Source organism: Pseudoduganella rivuli, assembly GCF_009674485.1.
Taxonomy (GTDB): domain Bacteria; phylum Pseudomonadota; class Gammaproteobacteria; order Burkholderiales; family Burkholderiaceae_D; genus Rugamonas; species Rugamonas rivuli_B.
The window spans coordinates 160,156-178,317 of sequence record NZ_WKJJ01000005.1; the positions used below are offsets into that span (position 1 = coordinate 160,156).

Genomic DNA, 18,162 nt, shown 5'->3' on the forward strand with positions numbered 1-18,162 from the left:
TGGCGTTTCCAGACCTGTTACGGCAACTGCCGGCTTTATGGCAGGCTGCTGGTCAGGATGGTGGAATAATGCGAAGGCGTGGTTGAAACATTCCCGTCGGGGTCACCGATTTCCGTAATAGAATGCATTGATATTTTGTCATCTCCTGCAGATCATTCGTTGAGGCCAAGGTCAACACCCCGTAAAACCCTGAACCGTCATTACGTCGTTTGTTGCTTCCGACGCCGGTGGGGTATGAAGACAGTATCCGCAAGCGACCAAGGTATTGCCATCCGGGTATTTTGAATGTACCGTCAGGCGAGGCAGTGCTTTTTTAGAGAAATCCTTAACGGCGCAGGGAGATCCTTGCAGCGCTGAATGGCCCAGCCGCTCCCTGTATCGATGCAAAGACCTGCGGCCCGTTTCACCTTCCAAAATAAAATGCAGTGCGAGCGTGGTCCGCGCGGCTGGGACATGAACTATGGACCGGAACATGAATAGGAAGCTAAGGCGACTGGCAATCCTGATTGCGCTATGCTCGGTTTCGATGACGTTTGCGGCCGAGGAAGCGAAGCAGAAACGGCAACTGTATGAAGCAACGGCCGTGAAGACCGGGGAAATCGCTCCGCCCCGGGTCTTGCAGCCATGCAAACCCGGCCACTGTCCATTCGCCGGCCAGACCGTCACGGTGCTGCAGGGAAAGAGGCAGAAAGGCGGCGCGATCGACGAGTTGAAGGAGGAATTCGAGGCGGCCACCGGCGCCAAGCTCAACCTGGTTCAACTTGCGCACGAAGAGCTGTATCCGAATTTCATTTCCGATCTGACCAACCTCGGCGGCAAGTACGATGCGGCATACGCCGCCGCCTGGTGGCTGGGCGAGCTGGCGGACGGGGGCTTTCTGCTTTCCTACGACAAGTACTACGGCGATCCGCGCTTTCCGAAATGGAACATCGACGACGTATTGCCGGCGCCGCGCAGCCTGCTGTCGTATGGCGGCAAGAAATACATGGTGGCCAACGATCACGACGGCCAGGTCATGTATTACCGGCGCGATCTGCTGGCCGATGCACAGCATCAGGCGGCGTTCCGCCAAAAGTACGGCTACGCGCTCGATGTGCCGAAGACCTGGGCGCAGTTCCGGGATGTGGCCGCGTATTTCAACGGCAAGGATCTCAATGGCGACGGCGTGCCGGATCATGGGCTGAGCATGCATCTGAAGGTGGGAGCGCAGGGCATGTTTCATTTCATGTCGTTCTCGGCGCCCTTCGTGATCGGGCCGGACAATCCTCGGCTGTACTGGTTCGATCCACAGACGATGAAGCCGCTGATCGAGAGTCCGGGCCATGTGCGGGCTCTCACGGCGCTGGTCGATCTGGTCCAGTTCGGACCCAAAGAGATGCTCAACTGGGATCTGGGAAAGAGCTGGGACCACTTTCTGGCCGGCCGCGCGGCGCTTGCTTTCACTTGGGGCGATCTTGGCGCGCTGGCGCAGGAAGGCGGCAGCAAGGTCAAGGGCAAGATCGGTTCCGCGGTGCTGCCCGGTACGCGCGAGTACTACAGCATCGCGCAGCACAAGTGGGTCAAGACGGCGCAGCCCAACCTGATCGGCAATACCACCGGCGGCTCGTGGGCTGGCGTCATCTCGAAGCAATCGAAAGTGCCGGCGGCGACCTATTACCTGTTCGCCCTGATGGCGACCCGGGAAAAATCGCAGGTGTATGCGGCGCGCGGCTGGGACGGTATTGATGCCGGGAGAACTTTTCATTTCCTGCCGCCCGAGGGCACCGGACAGATGGAAACCTATCTGAAAGCCGGCTGGGACGAGGCCGACGTACGCGACTATTCGAAGGCGTATTTCGCAACGTTCACCAACAAGCTTCAGTTTCCCTATCTGCGCATTCCCGGCGCCTACAGCTACTGGCAGGCGCTCGACCTGCACCTGGCGGAAGCGGTCGCCGGCCAATTAAGTCCGGAGGCGGCACTGAAGGCAACCGCCGTCGATTTCGAAGAGATCACGATCCGCCGCGGACGCGAGCGGCAGCGGCAATCCTATCGTGCATCGCTGGGACAGTAGCGTGCGAGCCGGGGAATTCTTCACTCCGCTCATTCTCTATCTGAAGTCGTTCAGTATCGGCCGCAAGCTGACGTTCGGATTCGGTGCGCTGGCCATCGTCACGCTGCTGGTTGCGACACTCGTCTTCGTTGCGGGGCGCAACGCCACCGAAGACATCAATCTTGTCGAAGCGGTGCGCGCGCCGGCGTCACTGACGTCGGCGCAGGCACAGGCTGGCCTGCTGAGAATGCAGCTGCATCTGCGCGGCTATCTGGTGTTGTCCGACCCGGTCGACATCGAGGAATTCCAAGTGGCCCGGCATGCCTTCGAAGAGCGCCTGGCGTCCTTGCAGGCGATGTCCCGCAACTGGCCCGAGGAAGAGGCGAAGTGGGTCGTCGAACTCACTACCAGCTATGCACGCTGGGCCAAGCTGCCGCCCCATCTGTTCGAATTGCACGACAATCCGCTCAAGAACCGGCCGGCCTTGCGCATTGCCAGGGTTGACATCCAGGAAATACGGATACGGATTCTCGATGAGATCGATTCCATGATCAGCATCCAGAAAGCGCGCGGCATGCAGCCCGAGAGCCGGGAATTGCTGGCCGACCTACTGGGATTCCAGACCTCGTTCGATGCGATGGCGACCAACCTGATGGCCTACGGCGCGTCGGGAGAACTCAATTTCGAGCTGGCCTACGGACCGCAATTGGGGACCAATTCAGCGCTCTGGAATACCCTGTCCGGCAAGCGCGCGCTGCTGTCGGACGAACAGCGGAGCAAGCTCGACATAATTTCCCGCGATCGGGCGAAAGTCACGGAGCTGGCCTTGCAAATCATAGGCATACTCCACGGCGAGCATGCCTATGAGGATCTGTATCTGTTCCGTACCCAGGTCACGCCGCAGGCGGAAATTCTGCTCGGCCTGCTCAATAAGATCACCCAGCGCCAACAGGTGCAATTGCAAACCGATCTCGCACGGGCGCGCAACAGCCTATCGGATGCGCGCCTGCAAACGGCGGCCGGCGGGATGCTTGCCGTTGTTTTCAGCGTCGCGCTGGCCTATCTGTTCCGGCACAGCATTGTCGATCCGGTACACCGGCTGACCGAGGTGGCCCAGCAGGTCGCAGCCGGCAATCTTTCCACGCGCGCCGAGGTCGAGTCACGCGACGAGATCGGCGTGCTCGGAATCAGCATCAACATCATGACCAAGCGCCTGGTCGAAACCATCGAGCATCTCGAAGCGGTGTTTGCGGAAGCGCAGCGTGCCAGGGATGCCGCCGAGGCCGCCAACCGTGCCAAGAGCGAGTTTCTCGCCAACATGAGCCATGAGTTGCGCACACCCTTGAACGGCATTCTCGGTTACGCGCAGGTCCTGTTGCAAAACAAGGCCTTGAGTGAACATGAATTGACCGGACTGACCGTGATCCAGCAAAGCGGTGAACACCTGCTGACGCTGATTAACGATATTCTCGATTGCGCCAAGATCGAAGCTGGCAAGCTGGAACTGTACATGATGGACATGCAGTTCATCCGCTTCCTGCAAGTCATCGCCGAGATCATCGACGTCCGGGCAGTGCAGAAGGGATTGGCGTTCAGCTGTCAGATCGCGCCGGACCTGCCCGTGTGGGTGCAGGCCGACGAGAGGCGATTGCGCCAGGTGCTGCTCAATCTCCTCTCCAACGCGGTCAAGTTTACCGACCGGGGCAAGGTGTTGCTGAGCGTGAAGATGTCGAGCGCGGGCCAGTTCCGTTTCGAGGTGCAGGACACAGGCATCGGCATTGCCGAGCATCAGATGGCGGCCATTTTCATGCCGTTCGAACAGGCCGGCGAATCCTTGCGGCGGCTTGGCGGGACTGGCCTGGGACTGTCGATCAGCCAGCAGTTAGTGCGCTTGATGGGCGGCGACATTCACGTTGACAGCCGCCCAGGCCAGGGCAGCACGTTCTGGTTCGAATTGGAGCTGCCGGTGGCCGCCGCGCGACCCGACATGTCACAGGCCCCGCGCGTGTCGGGTTATGAGGGGCCGCGCAGAAGAATCCTGGTGGTGGATGATGTTGCGGAGAATCGGGCTGTCGCCAGAGAGATGCTGAGTTCGCTCGGCTTCGAGACGATCGAGGCGTCAAACGGGGCGGAGTGTCTGGAAATGGCAAAGGCCCTGCGGCTGGACCTGATCCTGATGGACATCGTCATGCCGGTGATGGGGGGGCTGGAAGTCACCAGCCGCTTGCGCGAGCTGCCGGGTTTCAGGACGGTGCCGATCATTGCGATTTCCGCCAGTGCGATGCGCCAAGACGAGGACAGCAGCATGATCGCAGGCGTGAATGCGTTTCTACCCAAGCCGATCGAATTCGACCGCCTGGTGGCGCAGATCGCTTCCCTGTTGCAATTGACCCTGACCTACGAAACGATTCGCGCGAATGCGGCGCCGGACAAGCTGGAAGCTGGCGATCTGGTGCCGCCGCCGGCCGAACAGATCGAGGTCTTGTATCGACTGGCGCGGCTGGGCAACATGGGGGACCTTCTGAACTGGGCCAACCGACTGGACGATCTCGACGAGCACTATCGGCCGTTTGCCGAGCACGTGCGTGTATTGGCAAAAGGATATCAATCGAAAGCCATCCTCAATTTCGTCAAGCGTTACGTCGACCGCAAGGACGTGTCGTGAGATGGCGCGATGCGGCATCAACGCGGCCCAAGGGCGCACGGCGCGCAGCATATGGTATTTTGTGTTGTGATTTTGTTAGCCATAATGGCATGGCGTTTTCGATTTTGATGGTTCCGATGCCATCGGAAACCTGAATACATTGGGTTACAGAAGCGATTTGATGCCGATCAAGTCATATGCGAATGGTTGGGGCAGCCTGCAGAACCTTTTGGGAGGCGCGCCTGCCATGCGACGGGCCTGGCCGTTGGCATTGACCCGCTTCCCTCAATTAGTACGAAAATTATGGCGCTGTCTGCAAACTTCGTGGAACTCTGCTTTCCGCTCCCGGTCCAAGCAATATCATCCCGGGACTGGAGACAGATCATGGAAACGCAGGCATTCGCATCGCTGCTGGCGCAACTGGCGTTACTGACTTCGCGGCAATGCACCCAGCTGCAGGTGCGGCTGGGGCAGGCCGACGCCAGGCAGCACGTGGGCCGGCTGCTGGACCAGGCGGCGCAGGAAAAACTGTGCTGTCCGCGCTGCGCCGGCACCCGCTGGTACCGGCATGGCCGCGAAAGCGGCCTGCAGCGCTACCGCTGCCGCACGTGTGGTAAAACCTTCAATACGCTGACCGGCACGCCGCTGGCCCGGCTCCACTATAAGGAACGCTGGCTGGCCTACCTCGACGGCATGCTGGCGTCGCACTCGCTGCGCCATGCCGCCAGCCGCCTCGGCGTGCACCGCAATACCACGTTCCGCTGGCGCCACCGCTTCCTGGCGCTGCCCCGCACCGACCGCGCACCGCTGCTGCATGGCATTGCCGAGGCCGACGAAATGTTCTTGCTGGAATCGCAGAAAGGATCGCGCCACCTGGACCGGCCGCCGCGCCGCCGGGGCGGGCACGCACGCCGGCGCGGCATTTCACATGAGCAGGTGTGCATCCTGGTGGCGCGCGACCGCAATGGCCGCACGCTCGACTTCGTCACCGGGTGCGGCGCGCTCACCCGCACCGCCTTGCACCAGTGCCTGCGGCCCGCGCTCGATCCCGACATCCTGCTGGTGACCGATGCCAACGCCGCCTACCGCGCCTTTGCCCGCGAGAGCGGGATCACCCATGAAGCGGTCAACCTGCGCGCCGGTGCGCGCACGCGCGGCGCGCTGCATTTGCAAAACGTCAACGCCTACCACAGCCGTTTCCGCGCGTGGCTGCACCGTTTCCACGGCGTCGCCACGCGCTACCTGCCGAACTACCTGGGCTGGCGCTGCATCCTTGATGCACATCGCATCGATACGCCGGAATGTCTGCTTAAAGCGGCAATTGGACACTTTCCACGGTTTGCGGGGACATAGCCAAAATTATTGAACGTCGTCCGTACGGCCGCGCTTAAAAGCGCGCCTCCCACATGGCACGCACCCAAACTTTGCCGGGTTGCACGGAATGGGTGTTGCGGGTGCCCTGCGCACTGGTATACGTGCGGTCCGTTACCCAGTCCTGATGCAGGAAATTCCACACGCTCAGGCGCAACTGGCTGGTCTGGTTGACCTTCCATAAGCCATACAGTTCCATGTCGCGCCGCACCGAAGCATAGCTTGACTGCGTACTGCTGACCTGTACCCGGCGCGCGCTGTTGAAGGTGTAGGTGCCGCCCATGGTCCAGGTGCTGAACTTGTAATCGACGCCGGCGGTCCCGGACAGCGGGATCTGTTCGGCCAAGCGGTTATCCGGTCCCGGCACGGCCCGCACGGTCGACCAGTTGCGGCTGAGCGAAAGCCGTACATCCATGGCGGGCCCTTGCGCCCATACCGTTTGCAGCGGAAAGCGCGATTCCAGCTCGATGTTGCGCACGTCGGCGCGCCCGGCGTTTTCCGGGCGGATCAGCCAGCGTCCGGCCGACTCGCTCAATTGTTGCACCGTCACGTTGTCGATATGCCGCACCGCCACCGACATCGACAGCAAGGCCCCCTTGGCCCAGTAGTATTCATACGCGGCATCGAGGCCGGTTGCCAGCTCCGGCCGCAAGCCGGGATTGCCGATCGTGTCGGGATTGGAGGCGCTGTTATTGATGGTCGTTACACGCCGCGGCACCAGCTGGGTCGCATCCGGCGCCTTGTAGGTGCGCGTCAGCGCCAGGCGCAGCTGGCTGCCGCTGTTGCCCGGGAACTTGTACAGGCCATGCATGATGGGACTGAAAACACTGCTGCGGTTGGCGATATCGGCGAGACTGGAGCCGCCGATGGTGGTGTGGATTCCCTCCCAGCGCCCACCCAGGTAAATCGACCACTGGGAGTCGATCGCCCATTCATCCTGGGCATACAGGGCGAGACGGGACAGGTCGGCGTGGTAGCGTTCCGGCGTGGCGGGAGCGCTGAAGTCGAACTGGTTGCGGTCGCTGGTATTGCGCCCAACGCTTGCTTCCCAGCCGAGGCCGAATGCATGGCCACCATCCGACTGGCCGGTGTATTTGCCGGTGCTGCGTATGGCACGGTCGCGCGACAGGCCGTCGACGAAGCGGTCCTGGCTGGCGGCGCCGGCGGCGCTGGTGGAACGCTGCCCCAGTTCCGTGGCGTAATTGGCGGCGTCCAGGCCGATGCGGGCATCGAGCTTGGCGCTGTTGCCCAGCTTGCGGATCCAGTTCAAGTCGGTGCGCCCGTTCAGGCGGGTCGAATAGGTGGTGCTGTCGTTGAGCGGATCGATCACATGCGCGCCGGACAGATAGTCGGTCACGTAGGGAGAGCCATAGTGCAGGCGATTGGCATAAATGAACGATTGCCAGCTCAGCATGTCCCCGTTGTCCAGTTGCCAATTCAGGCGCGGGCCGAGATTGAAGGCATTGAAGCTGCCAAAGTCGCCACCGCGCAACGCATGCATGAACAGCGAGGCGCCGGTGCGGTCGCGCCCCGATTCGGTGGTGGTGACGGGGCGGCGGAACGTGTTGCGCGAAGCATTGGCCGACAGCGAATAGGAAAATTTGCCATCGCGGTCAGACATATTCAGGCTGGCTTTGCCTTCCGCCATGCCGCTTGAATGGCCCAGGCCAGCTTTCCACTCGCGCTGTCCCTGCGGCGTTGCGCGCTTCAAGATGATGTTGATGGTGCCGGCAATGGCATTCGTGCTGCTGTCGGCGGTTGCCGCGCGCGCGATTTCAATGCGTTCGATGGATTCAGGCGACAGGCTGTCCAGGCTGAAACCGGCCGGGGCGCGTTCCCCGTTGAGCAGGATCTGCGTGTACCCCGCGCCCAGGCCGCGCAACTGCGCCACACCGCCGTTGACGGTGACGCCGGGCAGTCGCTTGAGGGTGTCGAGTACATTCGTGTCGCCATAGCGGACGATTTCTTCGCGGTTGATGACGATCTTGCCGGCGGTGTCATCGCGGCGCGCGTCACGATTTGCCGCACTGCCCGTAATCTCCACGATCGCCGGCGCGGTTTGCTCCGCACCTTCGCCATGGGCATATGCCGCAGCGCAGGCAAAAGTGGAGGCTGCAAGCACGAATTGACTCGATTTCAAGATGGTCCATCCAAGTTGTAAAAAGTGCCACTCTAGCAGAATAGAAATAATTTCAAAAGCTGAACAGGATGCCTATACAAATACAGCCGCCTCAAACAGGCGCGTGGCCGGCACATCCCTGTGCTGGCGGCCCGTATGCCTGTTCCTCAGCCCGGTGCGAACATGCAAGGTGTTTCAATATTGCAACAAGGCATATTTGCTAATTGCATAAAACTTAAGTTCCTGTAAGATCGCCGCGAAAATACTATCAATTACGCAACACCAGGGGGAGACTTGGTCTGCGGCGCCAGGCCACAAGCCAGGGCATCGTTCACCACAGCCGTATCGACCGACCGGTGATTCGATGAATGGTGAAGAATGAACAATACGTTGCCTATATCGCCACTCCAGGCAGGGTGGTGCCATCTGTTTTCCCTTGGCGGTACCGCTGCCCGCCTGGCCTGCTCGGCCACCATTGAGACGGTTGACGATGGCGCCGCCTTTCTCGCGCGCCTGCGCCGGTTCGCCGCCCGTCACGACGCTTTTTCGTTGGCGCTGGAGCTGGACGGCGCAACCATGCGGCAAACCGGCGAGCCCTGTGTCGAATGGCTGGCGGCCGGCGACGAGGCCGCGTACCTGAATCTTGCCGAGGCCGCACGGGACGCGCACCCGCATGCGCCGATCCGGGTGGTGCACTGGTACGCGCCGGATACCCGGACCCTGCGCTTGACGGTGAGCGCCAGCCCCTTGCTGCTGGATGTGCCGACGGTCCGCACATGGCTCGATAGCGGCTGGCAGGATGCCGCGGCGCACGCCCCCGCGCTGGGACTGCTGGACGTGATCGAATGGATGCATGGCGAGCAGGCATTCGCGCCGCCGGACAACCGGACGTTCTGGGCAGCCCAGACGCGTGGGTTCCAGGCAGCGGCCGCGCTGTTTGGCCAGGCCGGGCAGCCTGGCGCCGTTGCGGCGCGCCGTGCATTTGAACTGGACGCCGACAGCGCCGCCCGGTTCGGGGCTGCCGCCGCCGCGCTCGGGGGCGACAGCCGGCAATTGCTGCTGGCGCTGTGGGGTTATCTGCAATGCCAGCTTCAGGCCGATGGCGCAATGACGGTCTATCGCCATCAGCCCGGCCGCGGCGCGGCGGACCTGGCGGACGTGGTGGGGGCGATGGACGGCTACGTGCCGCAATTGTTCCAGGCCGGGGACGCCGCCAGCTGGCGCGACCTGATGCTGCAAGCCGCCGCGCCCGAGCCGGCGCTGGACGAGCGGCAGATGTTCATGCCATGGGCCGATGTCGTGGACATGACATGCGGTTTCCGCTATTTGCCGGCGTCTGACGTACGCCTGGCCGCGGGCGCGCTGGCGGTGGACTGGCGCGGTACCGGATTTTCGATGGAATTGATGGCGGAAGAGGCCGGTGGCGGATTGCGCCTGCACCTGCTGGTCGCCGGGCGCAGCCAGGGTGACGCGGAGGCCGCATGGCTGCAGCAACGGCTGCAAACCCTGATTGCCTCCTGTATCGCCGATGTGCCGCTGGCCACGTGCGCGGGAGCATCGATCACGCCTGTTCTGCACGGACCAGCCGCGCCAGCCCCGTTTGGCGACGTGGTGTCGTGCCTGCGTCACTGGGCGCGGCATACTCCCGGCGCGCAGGCCCTGGCGGACGGGGTGACGCGGTATAGCTATGCCGAACTGGACAATTTAACCGAGCGTGTCGCGCTTCAGTTGCAGCGGCACGGCGTCCAAGCCGGCGACCGGGTACTGCTGGAAATGGAGGGCGGCTGCGCGCAACTGCTGGCTGCGTTGGCGGTCATGAAGGCGGGCGCCGCGTATGTCCCGCTCGATCCGGCCTATCCGGCGCAACGCAAACAGGATATCGCCCGCTGCGCGGCAGCCGTGCTGACCATTGCCGCGGACGATGGCGCCGCCGCCGGTGCACCGGCGCGGCGCACCTGGCAGGACCTGGAGCAGGCGGCCCGGCATGGCGCCACGCACGCCAGCCTTCCCGCCCCGGCGTCGTCGGCGGAGGCGTACGTGATCTTCACGTCCGGCTCCACCGGCGAACCGAAAGGGGTGGCGATATCCCATGGCGCCATTTGCCATTACGGCGCCGCCGTTAGCGGCGCGCTGGCGCCGCATGCGCCGGCCACGTATGCCAGCCTGTCGACCGTGGTGGCCGACCTCGGCTATACCGCGGTTTACGGCAGCCTGGCCAGCGGCCAATGTCTGCGCCTGTTCCCCGAAGCCGCCAAGCTCGATGCCGCATTGCTGGCGGCGCACATGGCGCAATATCCGGTCGATTGCCTGAAAATCGTGCCCTCCCACCTGGCCCTGCTGATCGCGGGGGGCGAGGCGGAGCGTATCCTGCCGCGCCAATGCCTGGTATTTGGCGGTGAGGCGGTGCCGCCGGCGTTGCTGGCCACGGTACGGCGCCTTGCTCCCGGATTGGCGGTGTACAACCATTACGGCCCGACCGAAGCCACCGTGGGCGCCTTGATGATGGAGATCGCGGCGGAAGCCGATGGCCGGGCGGTCGGCCTGGGTGGTCCGCTGCCGGGTTATAGCGTGGCCATCGTCGATCGGCAGGGGCGCCCGGTGCGCGACGGGTGCGTGGGAGAGTTGCTGATCGGCGGGCCGGCGCTGGCGGCGGGCTATGTTGGCCAGCCCGAACTGACTGCGGAACGTTTCGAGGTACGGGATTTGCCGGGCACCGGTTCGCGGCGCTGGTACCGCACGTCCGATGCGTTCGTTCGGCGTGCCGACGGTGCGCTGCTGTATTGCGGCCGGATGGATGAGCAGCTCAAGATCCGCGGCTTTCGCGTCGACCTGGCGGCCGTGCGCCACATGGCGCTGGCGCTGGGGGCGGCCCAGGCGGCGGTGCTGCCAATCGGTGGCGAAGCGGCGACCGGGCTGGCGCTGTTTTATGTGGCGCAGGGCGGCGCGCCGGCCGCCTCGGAGCTGCGGGCGCGGCTGGCCGGCCGGCTGCCCGCCTACATGGTGCCGGAGCTGATTCGGGAAATCGCGTTCCTGCCGGTGACGGCCAATGGCAAGACCGATGTGCGCGCATTGCAGGACTTGTTGCATCCGGTGCAAACGGCGCTGCCGGACGACGGCTCCGTCACTGCGCAACTGTCCCGGCTATGGTGTGACATCCTGCGGCGCGAGCAAGTTGGCGCCGACGAGAATTTCTTTGAACTGGGCGGCCATTCTTTCCTGGCCGCGATGCTGATCGACCGGATCGAGCGCACTTGCGGGCACAGGATTCTGCTGCAGGACTTGCTGGCCAATCCGACGGTGGCAGGGCTGGCGCGCCTGATCGAAGGCGCCGCGACCGGCGCGCCGCCGGCCTTGCCCGTGCTCACGCCGGCACCGGAACAGCGCCACCAGCCATTCCCCCTGACTGACATCCAGCAGGCTTACTGGATCGGCAGCCGCAAGGCCTTGTCGCTGGGCGAGGTGGCCACCGGCAGCTATACCGAAATCGACATGGCGGGGCTGGACGTGGCGCGCTTCGAGCAGGCGTTCAATGCGCTCATCGCGCGCCACGACATGTTGAGGGTCGTGCTGCTGGCCGATGGCGGCCAGCACGTGCTGCCGGAGACCCCTCCGTTTACCGTATGCGTGCGTGACCTGCGCGATTGCGGCGCGGACGAACGGCAGGCGCAGTTGGCGGCAACCCGCGGCGAGATGATTGCCGCGGATATCGATCTGTACCGCTGGCCCTTGTTCGACGTGCGCTTGTCGCTGCTGGAGGAGGGCAAGGTCCGGGTCCATTTGCTGCGGCATTCGATGGTGGTCGATGCCTGGAGCGTCATGATATTGACGCGCGACTTCGATGCCTGCTATCACGGGCGCGGCGACAGCCTGCCGGCATTGGGACTGGCTTTCCGCGATTACGTGCTGGCGCTGCAAGGCTTAAAACAAAGTGCGCTGTACCACGAGAGCCGCCGGTATTGGCGTGAACGGATCGCCACATTGCCATCCCGTCCGTCGCTGCCGCTCGCGCGCGATCCGGGCGCCATCGGGCAGCCGTCATTCGTGACCCGCAAGGTCGTGCTGCCGCGCCCGCAATGGGACCGTATCAAGGAGATCGCCGCCTCGCTGCAATTGTCGGCATCGAACGTGCTGCTGCGCAGTTATACGGACGTGCTGGCGCGCTGGAGCGGCGACGACCGCTTCATGATCAACCTGACGCTGTTCAACCGCTTGCCGCTGCATCCCGGGATCAATGACGTCGTTGGCGATTTCACCACCGTCAACCTGCTGGAAGTGGAAACCGACCTGTCGCTGGGCTTTGCCGAACGCGCCCGCAACCTGCAGGCGCGGCTGTGGCAAGACCTGGACCACAAATACTTCAACGGTGTGGAAGTGATCCGCGAGCTGGTCGTTGCGCGCGGCAATGTCGAGGAAGCGCTGATGCCGGTCGTCTTCACCAGCACGCTGGGCATCGAAGGGGGGCGCAGCAGAGGGGAGGAAAAGTACACGCTGACCCGCACTTCCCAGGTATGGCTGGACCACTCGGTGACCGAGGTGGACGGCGACCTGCACCTGATCTGGAGCTATGTCGACGGCCTGTTCGCGGACGGCGTGGCCGACCAGATGTTTGACTGCCATGTGCGGCAACTGCGGCAATTGCAGGAAGATGCCGCCAGTTGGCAGGCGCGACGCCTGGGCGGCTTGCCTGCCGGCCAGCTGGCAGTGCGCGCCAGCGTCAACGCCACGCAGGCCGGGGGGACGCACCAGCTGATTTATTCCGGCTACCTGGCGTCGGTGGACAAGCATGGCGAGCGCGTGGCCCTGGTGTGTGGCGAGCGCCGCTTCACTTACCGGGAATTGCACCGTCATGTGTGCGCGCTCAGCGTAAAGCTGGCGGCTGCCGGCGTGGCCAGCAACCGGCTGGTCGCGATCCATATGGACAAAGGGTGGCGCCAGGTGGTGGCCGCGCTGGCCATTACCATTGCCGGCGCCGCCTACCTGCCGCTGGACCGGCAATTGCCGATGGCGCGCAAGCGCCAGCTGCTCGACAGTGCGCAAGTGCGCGTGATGGTGAGCGACCAGCCGCCCGGCGCGGACTTTTCCGACTTGCATGTACTGCAGCTCGATGCCGATCCGGATTGGGTACCGCTGTACCGTGCGGCGATTGCGCCGGACAACATTGCTTACGTGATCTTCACGTCCGGCTCGACCGGCGTGCCCAAGGGGGTGGTCATGCAGCACGGCGCTGTTTGCAATACGCTGGACGACATCAACCAGCGTTTCAGCGTCAGCGAAAGCGACGCCGTGCTGGGACTGTCATCACTCAGTTTCGACCTGTCGGTGTATGACGTCTTCGGCGTGCTGGGGCAGGGCGGCCGTCTGGTGCTGCCGGAACCGGCAGCCCTGAAGGACCCCGCACGCTGGCTGCAATTGATCGGGCAGGAACAGATTACCCTGTGGAACACGGTGCCGGCCCTGATGCAGATACTGTTGACGTATTGCGAAGGCACCGGGCGCCGCATCGACCCGTCGCTGCGGCTGTGCATGATGAGCGGTGACTGGATCAGCGTGGCCATGACCAGGCAACTGGCCGTGCACTATCCTTACCTGCAACAAATCAGCCTGGGGGGCGCAACCGAGGCGGCGATCTGGTCCATCTATTATCCGATCGCCGAGTTTGAAAAGCAGGCCCACCTCGGCAGCGTGCCGTATGGCCGGCCGTTAGGCAACCAGCAATGGCACGTGCTGGACGCGGTGCTGGACGATAGCCCGGACTGGGTGGCGGGCGACTTGTATATCGGCGGCCAAGGGCTGGCCCAAGGCTATTGGGAAGACCCCGTCAAGACGGCGGCCAGCTTTATCTTCAGCCCGCGCCACGGCCAGGTGCTGTACAAGACCGGTGATATCGGACGCTACCTGCCCGACGGAAATATCCAGTTCATGGGACGGCGCGACAGCCAGGTCAAGGTACGCGGCCACCGTATCGAGCTGGAGGAAATCGAGTACCAGCTCGGCCGGCATGACCGCGTGGCGCAGTGCAAGGCGGCGGTGCTGCATGACGAGCGCGGACAGCCCCACCTGGTGGCTTACTGGCTGGCGAATGGGGCCGATGCCGACGATGCGCCGGAACCGGCGTTGCGGGAGTACCTGTCTGCGGCTTTGCCCGAATACATGGTGCCCAGCCGCTTCCAGCGCGTCGAGGCGATTCCGTTGACCGCCAACGGCAAGGTGGACGTGGCGCGCCTGCCCGCCCTGCGGCTGGACGCCGATCCGGCCGAGCACCTGGCGCTGGACGACGTTCATGTGCGCGAAGTGCACGACCTGTGCTGTGAACTGCTGGGACGCGGCCAGATCGGGGCCATGGATAACCTGTTCCAGCTGGGCGCCGACTCCCTGATGATCACCCAGATGCTTGTGCGCATGCGGCAACGGTTTGGCGTGGAGGTGCCGATCGCGCATTTGTTCGCGCGTCCCAACATCGTCGCCATCGCCAGCGAGCTCACCGCCGTGCTGTGCCGGCAAGGCAATCCCGCCGATACCGGTTCGGCTGACCGGGAAGTTATGGAATTCTGACTATGCACAATACTGTTCAAACCTTGATCGACGAACTCCGGCAGGCGGGCGTTACGCTGGAACATAAAAACGGCAAGCTGAGCGTGTCAGCCGGGAAGGGCGTGCTGACGCCGGAACGCCAGGACGCCATCCGCGCCCACAGGGATGCACTGCTGGCATGGCTCGCGCTCGGGGGCGCGGAACAGGGGCTGTGCGCCAACCCGGATCATCCGGTCGCATTGTCACCGGCCCAGGTGCGCTTCTGGTTCATGGCGCAGCTGCAGGAAGACTTGAGCGCTTACCACATCGTCAGCGCGCTGCGCCTGCGTGGCGCCCTCGATGAAACAGCGCTGGCGGCGGCGTTCGACCATATCATCGCGCGCCATGAATCGCTGCGCACCGGCTTTTATAACGACGACGGCAAACCTGCCGCGCGCCTGCATGCGGCCATGCCGTGCGTGATCGAACGCCGGGACCTGAGCGCGCTGGCCGAGCCGGAAGCGGAAGTGGCTGCCGCCATGCGCGCGGCACAGCGCCGCCAGTTTGACCTGGCGACGCCGCCGTTGCTGGCGGTGACATTGCTGAAGTTGCGGGATGGCGGGCATGTGCTGATCATGGTGCTGCACCATATTGTCGCCGATGCCTGGTCGCTGTCGGTGCTGAACCGGGAGTTCATGCAGTGCTACGGCGACTTGTGCCACGGCCGCCCGCCGGCGCTGACGCCGCTGCCGTTGCAATACCGCGATTACGTGGCCTGGAGCCGGCACCCGGACCGGACCGGCAGCCGTGCCGGCCAGTTGGCCTTCTGGCGGCAGGAACTGGACGGCCTGGCGCCGGTTCTGCCGCTGGCGCGCGATTTCCCGCGCGCCCAGGGCGGAGGCCGTGACGGACGCACGGTCCGGGCGGAGTGGAGCGCGGGATTGTCCGGGCGTATCGATGCGCTGGCGCGCCAGCACCAGGCTACGCCGTACATGGTGCTGTTGACCGCCTTCCATTGGTTGCTGGCGCGCTATAGCGGGCAGGATGACGTGGCGGTCGGCACGGCGGTGGCCAACCGGCCGGACGCACGTCTGGAAAACCTGATCGGCCTATTCCTCAATTACCTGGTGCTGCGCGGCAGGGTCGACCGTGCCGCCAGCTTTGCCGAACAACTGGTGACGACCCGTGACCGTACCTTGCGCGCCTTTGCCCACCAGGACCTGGCGTTCGAACAGATGGTGGAAGACTTGCAGTTGCCGCGCAGCCTGCATCATTTGCCACTGACGCAGATTAACTTCTCTTACATGAATGCGCTGAAGGGGGAGTTGGTGTTGCCCGGTTTGACCGTCGAGCCGGTCGAACGGCAAGGCGGCCTGGCCAAATTCGAGTTGTCGCTGACCATACGCAGGACGGCCGCCGGCACCATGCTGTGCGAACTTGAATTCGACACCGGCCTTTACCGGGAACCGTCCGCGCAAGCGATGCTGGACGATTTAGGCGCCATGCTGGAATCGGCCTGTGCGCGGCCGGACGCGCCGCTGTACAGCCATGCCTGCGGCACCGCCGTCCTGGATACCCGCGCCGAGGCGGGCGACGCCACGCTGCACGGGCTGTTCGAGGCGCAAGCTGCCGCCACGCCTGAGGCGACGGCAGTGGCGCTGGGCCATGCCAGCCTCAGCTATGGCCAGCTCAATGAGCGCGCCAATCAACTGGCGGCGGCGCTGCGGGAGCACAACTTGGGGCCGCACAGCCGAATCGGCATTGCGCTGCTCCGCACGCCGCAATTGCCGGCCGCAATCCTGGCCGTGCTGAAAATCGGCGCCACCTATGTGCCGCTGGATTTGCAATATCCTGCCGCGCGCCTGCGCCAGATGGCGGAAACCAGCGCGATCGCCGCCGTGATTCGTGACGGCGAGCAGGCGCTGGCGCCAGACCTGATCCCGGCCGGCATTGTGCAACTCGATGCGGCGGCGATTGTTGCCGCCGGCCGCCCCGGCGCGCCCAACCCGGGCGTGCCGGTGGACCCGCGCACCGCCGCCTACTGTGTCTTCACCTCCGGCTCGACCGGCGTGCCGAAGGCGATCGCCATGCCGCATGCCAGTCTGGTCAACCTGGTGCGCTGGGCCAGCGAGGCGGTGCCGATCGAGCGCGGCATGCTGCAGTTCTCGTCGTCCAGCTTTGACGTGCATTGCCAGGAAATGTTCATGACGTGGTACCAGGGCAAGCGGCTGGAGATGATCAGTGCCGACCAGGTCCGCAATGTGGCGGAGACTTTGCACCACATTAAAAGGCATCAGGTCGACACGGTCATGCTGCCGGCCCCCGTGCTGGAGCAGTGGGGCATGGTCTATCCGAAATACCATGATCTCCTGCAAGGCGTGCGGCACATCATTTCCACGGCCCAGGCGCTGCAATTCACGCAACCGCTGGTGACGATGATGGATGCCTTGCCGCATTGCCGCCTGCATGACATGTATGGCCCGGCCGAAACCCATGTGGCCACGTGCAAGTCCTACGAGCGGCGCGGCGCATGGTCCGCCGAACCCAGCCTGGGCCATCCCGGCCGGCAAACCAACTGCTGGATACTGGATCCGTTCCTGGCGCCGGTGCCGGATGGGGTGGTGGGCGAGCTGTATATCGGCGGCCAGGCGCTGGCGCATGGTTACCTGGGCGCGCCGGCGCTGACCGCCGCGAAATTCATTCCCCACCCGTTCAGCGCCACGCCGGGCGAGCGCCTGTACCGGACGGGTGACCTGGCCAGGCGGTTGCCGAACGGCGAGATCAAATATATGGGCCGCAACGATCACCTGATCAAGCTGCGCGGCTTCCGCATCGAACCGGAGGAGATCGAGCAGCAACTGCTGGCGGTTGCCGGTGTGCAGCAGGCGATGGTCTGCCTGGCCGCCGGGGCGGCCGGGGACGGGGAATTGCGCGCCTACGTGGTGACCGCTGAAACCCACCTGACCGGCCTGGTACTCAAGCAGGCGCTGCAGGCGTCGCTGCCGCCATACATGGTGCCTGGCCATATCTTTATTCTCGGCGCCATGCCGTTGACCCCCAATGGCAAGGTCGACCGCGAACGGTTGCTGGCCATGGAAGTGCCGGCCGCCGCGGTGCGCGACGAGGTCGCGGCAGGGCCGGCTGAAACCGTCATGTTGCAGTTGTGGCGCGGCTTGCTGGGGCACGCCAACGTCGGCCTCGACGATGACTTTTTCATGGTCGGCGGCCATTCGCTGCTGGCGACCCAATTGGTCAACATCGTCAATGAACACCTGGCCATCGATATGCCGCTGCAAGCCATATTTGAATATGCCACCGTCCGCGAACTGGTGACGCACCTGGGGACGCAGATCGGCGGCGCCGCCGCGTTTGACGCCGTGTGCGAACAGTATCTGCTCCTGCAGAGCATGAGCCCGGAGGAACTGGCCGCACTGGAAGCGATGTGAGCGGTGTTCCTGCGCCGCTCTTCCTAGCCGAATTGGAAAT

6 protein-coding genes are annotated in these 18,162 nt (G+C 64.0%); 5 read left to right on the forward strand and 1 reads right to left on the reverse strand.

What is annotated here, in order from left to right; all coding sequences use genetic code 11:
• Positions 1 to 460: 460 nt before the first annotated feature.
• The 3 genes from GJ700_RS09685 to GJ700_RS09695 all read left to right on the forward strand — a co-directional run bounded on the left by GJ700_RS09685 (position 461) and on the right by GJ700_RS09695 (position 6,029).
• Positions 461 to 2,053 carry an ABC transporter substrate-binding protein gene (locus tag GJ700_RS09685; RefSeq protein ID WP_229506902.1) on the forward strand — a complete coding sequence of 531 codons (1,593 nt, stop codon included), beginning with the start codon at positions 461 to 463 and terminating at the stop codon, positions 2,051 to 2,053.
• Position 2,054: 1 nt separating this feature from the next.
• Positions 2,055 to 4,697: an ATP-binding protein gene (locus tag GJ700_RS36255; protein WP_154373082.1), complete on the forward strand. Its 2,643-nt coding sequence runs from the start codon at positions 2,055 to 2,057 to the stop codon at positions 4,695 to 4,697.
• Positions 4,698 to 5,060: 363 nt separating this feature from the next.
• Positions 5,061 to 6,029, forward strand: a complete 969-nt coding sequence (locus GJ700_RS09695) for an IS1595 family transposase (RefSeq protein ID WP_154373084.1) — start codon at positions 5,061 to 5,063, stop codon at positions 6,027 to 6,029.
• Between the two features lie 34 nt (positions 6,030 to 6,063).
• Here the strand turns inward: GJ700_RS09695 and GJ700_RS09700 are convergent, their stop codons facing one another.
• Positions 6,064 to 8,187 (reverse strand): TonB-dependent receptor plug domain-containing protein, encoded by a 2,124-nt coding sequence (locus GJ700_RS09700; protein ID WP_154373086.1) that lies wholly within the window; start codon positions 8,185 to 8,187, stop codon positions 6,064 to 6,066.
• 357 nt (positions 8,188 to 8,544) lie between these two features.
• On the opposite strand from GJ700_RS09700, the gene GJ700_RS09705 reads away from it, so the two are divergent.
• Together GJ700_RS09705 and GJ700_RS09710 are read left to right on the forward strand one after the other, a co-directional pair.
• Positions 8,545 to 14,718, forward strand: coding sequence for a non-ribosomal peptide synthetase (locus GJ700_RS09705; protein ID WP_154373088.1), 6,174 nt, complete (start codon positions 8,545 to 8,547; stop codon positions 14,716 to 14,718).
• 2 nt (positions 14,719 to 14,720) lie between these two features.
• Positions 14,721 to 18,122 (forward strand): non-ribosomal peptide synthetase, encoded by a 3,402-nt coding sequence (locus GJ700_RS09710; RefSeq protein ID WP_154373090.1) that lies wholly within the window; start codon positions 14,721 to 14,723, stop codon positions 18,120 to 18,122.
• Positions 18,123 to 18,162: the final 40 nt, after the last annotated feature.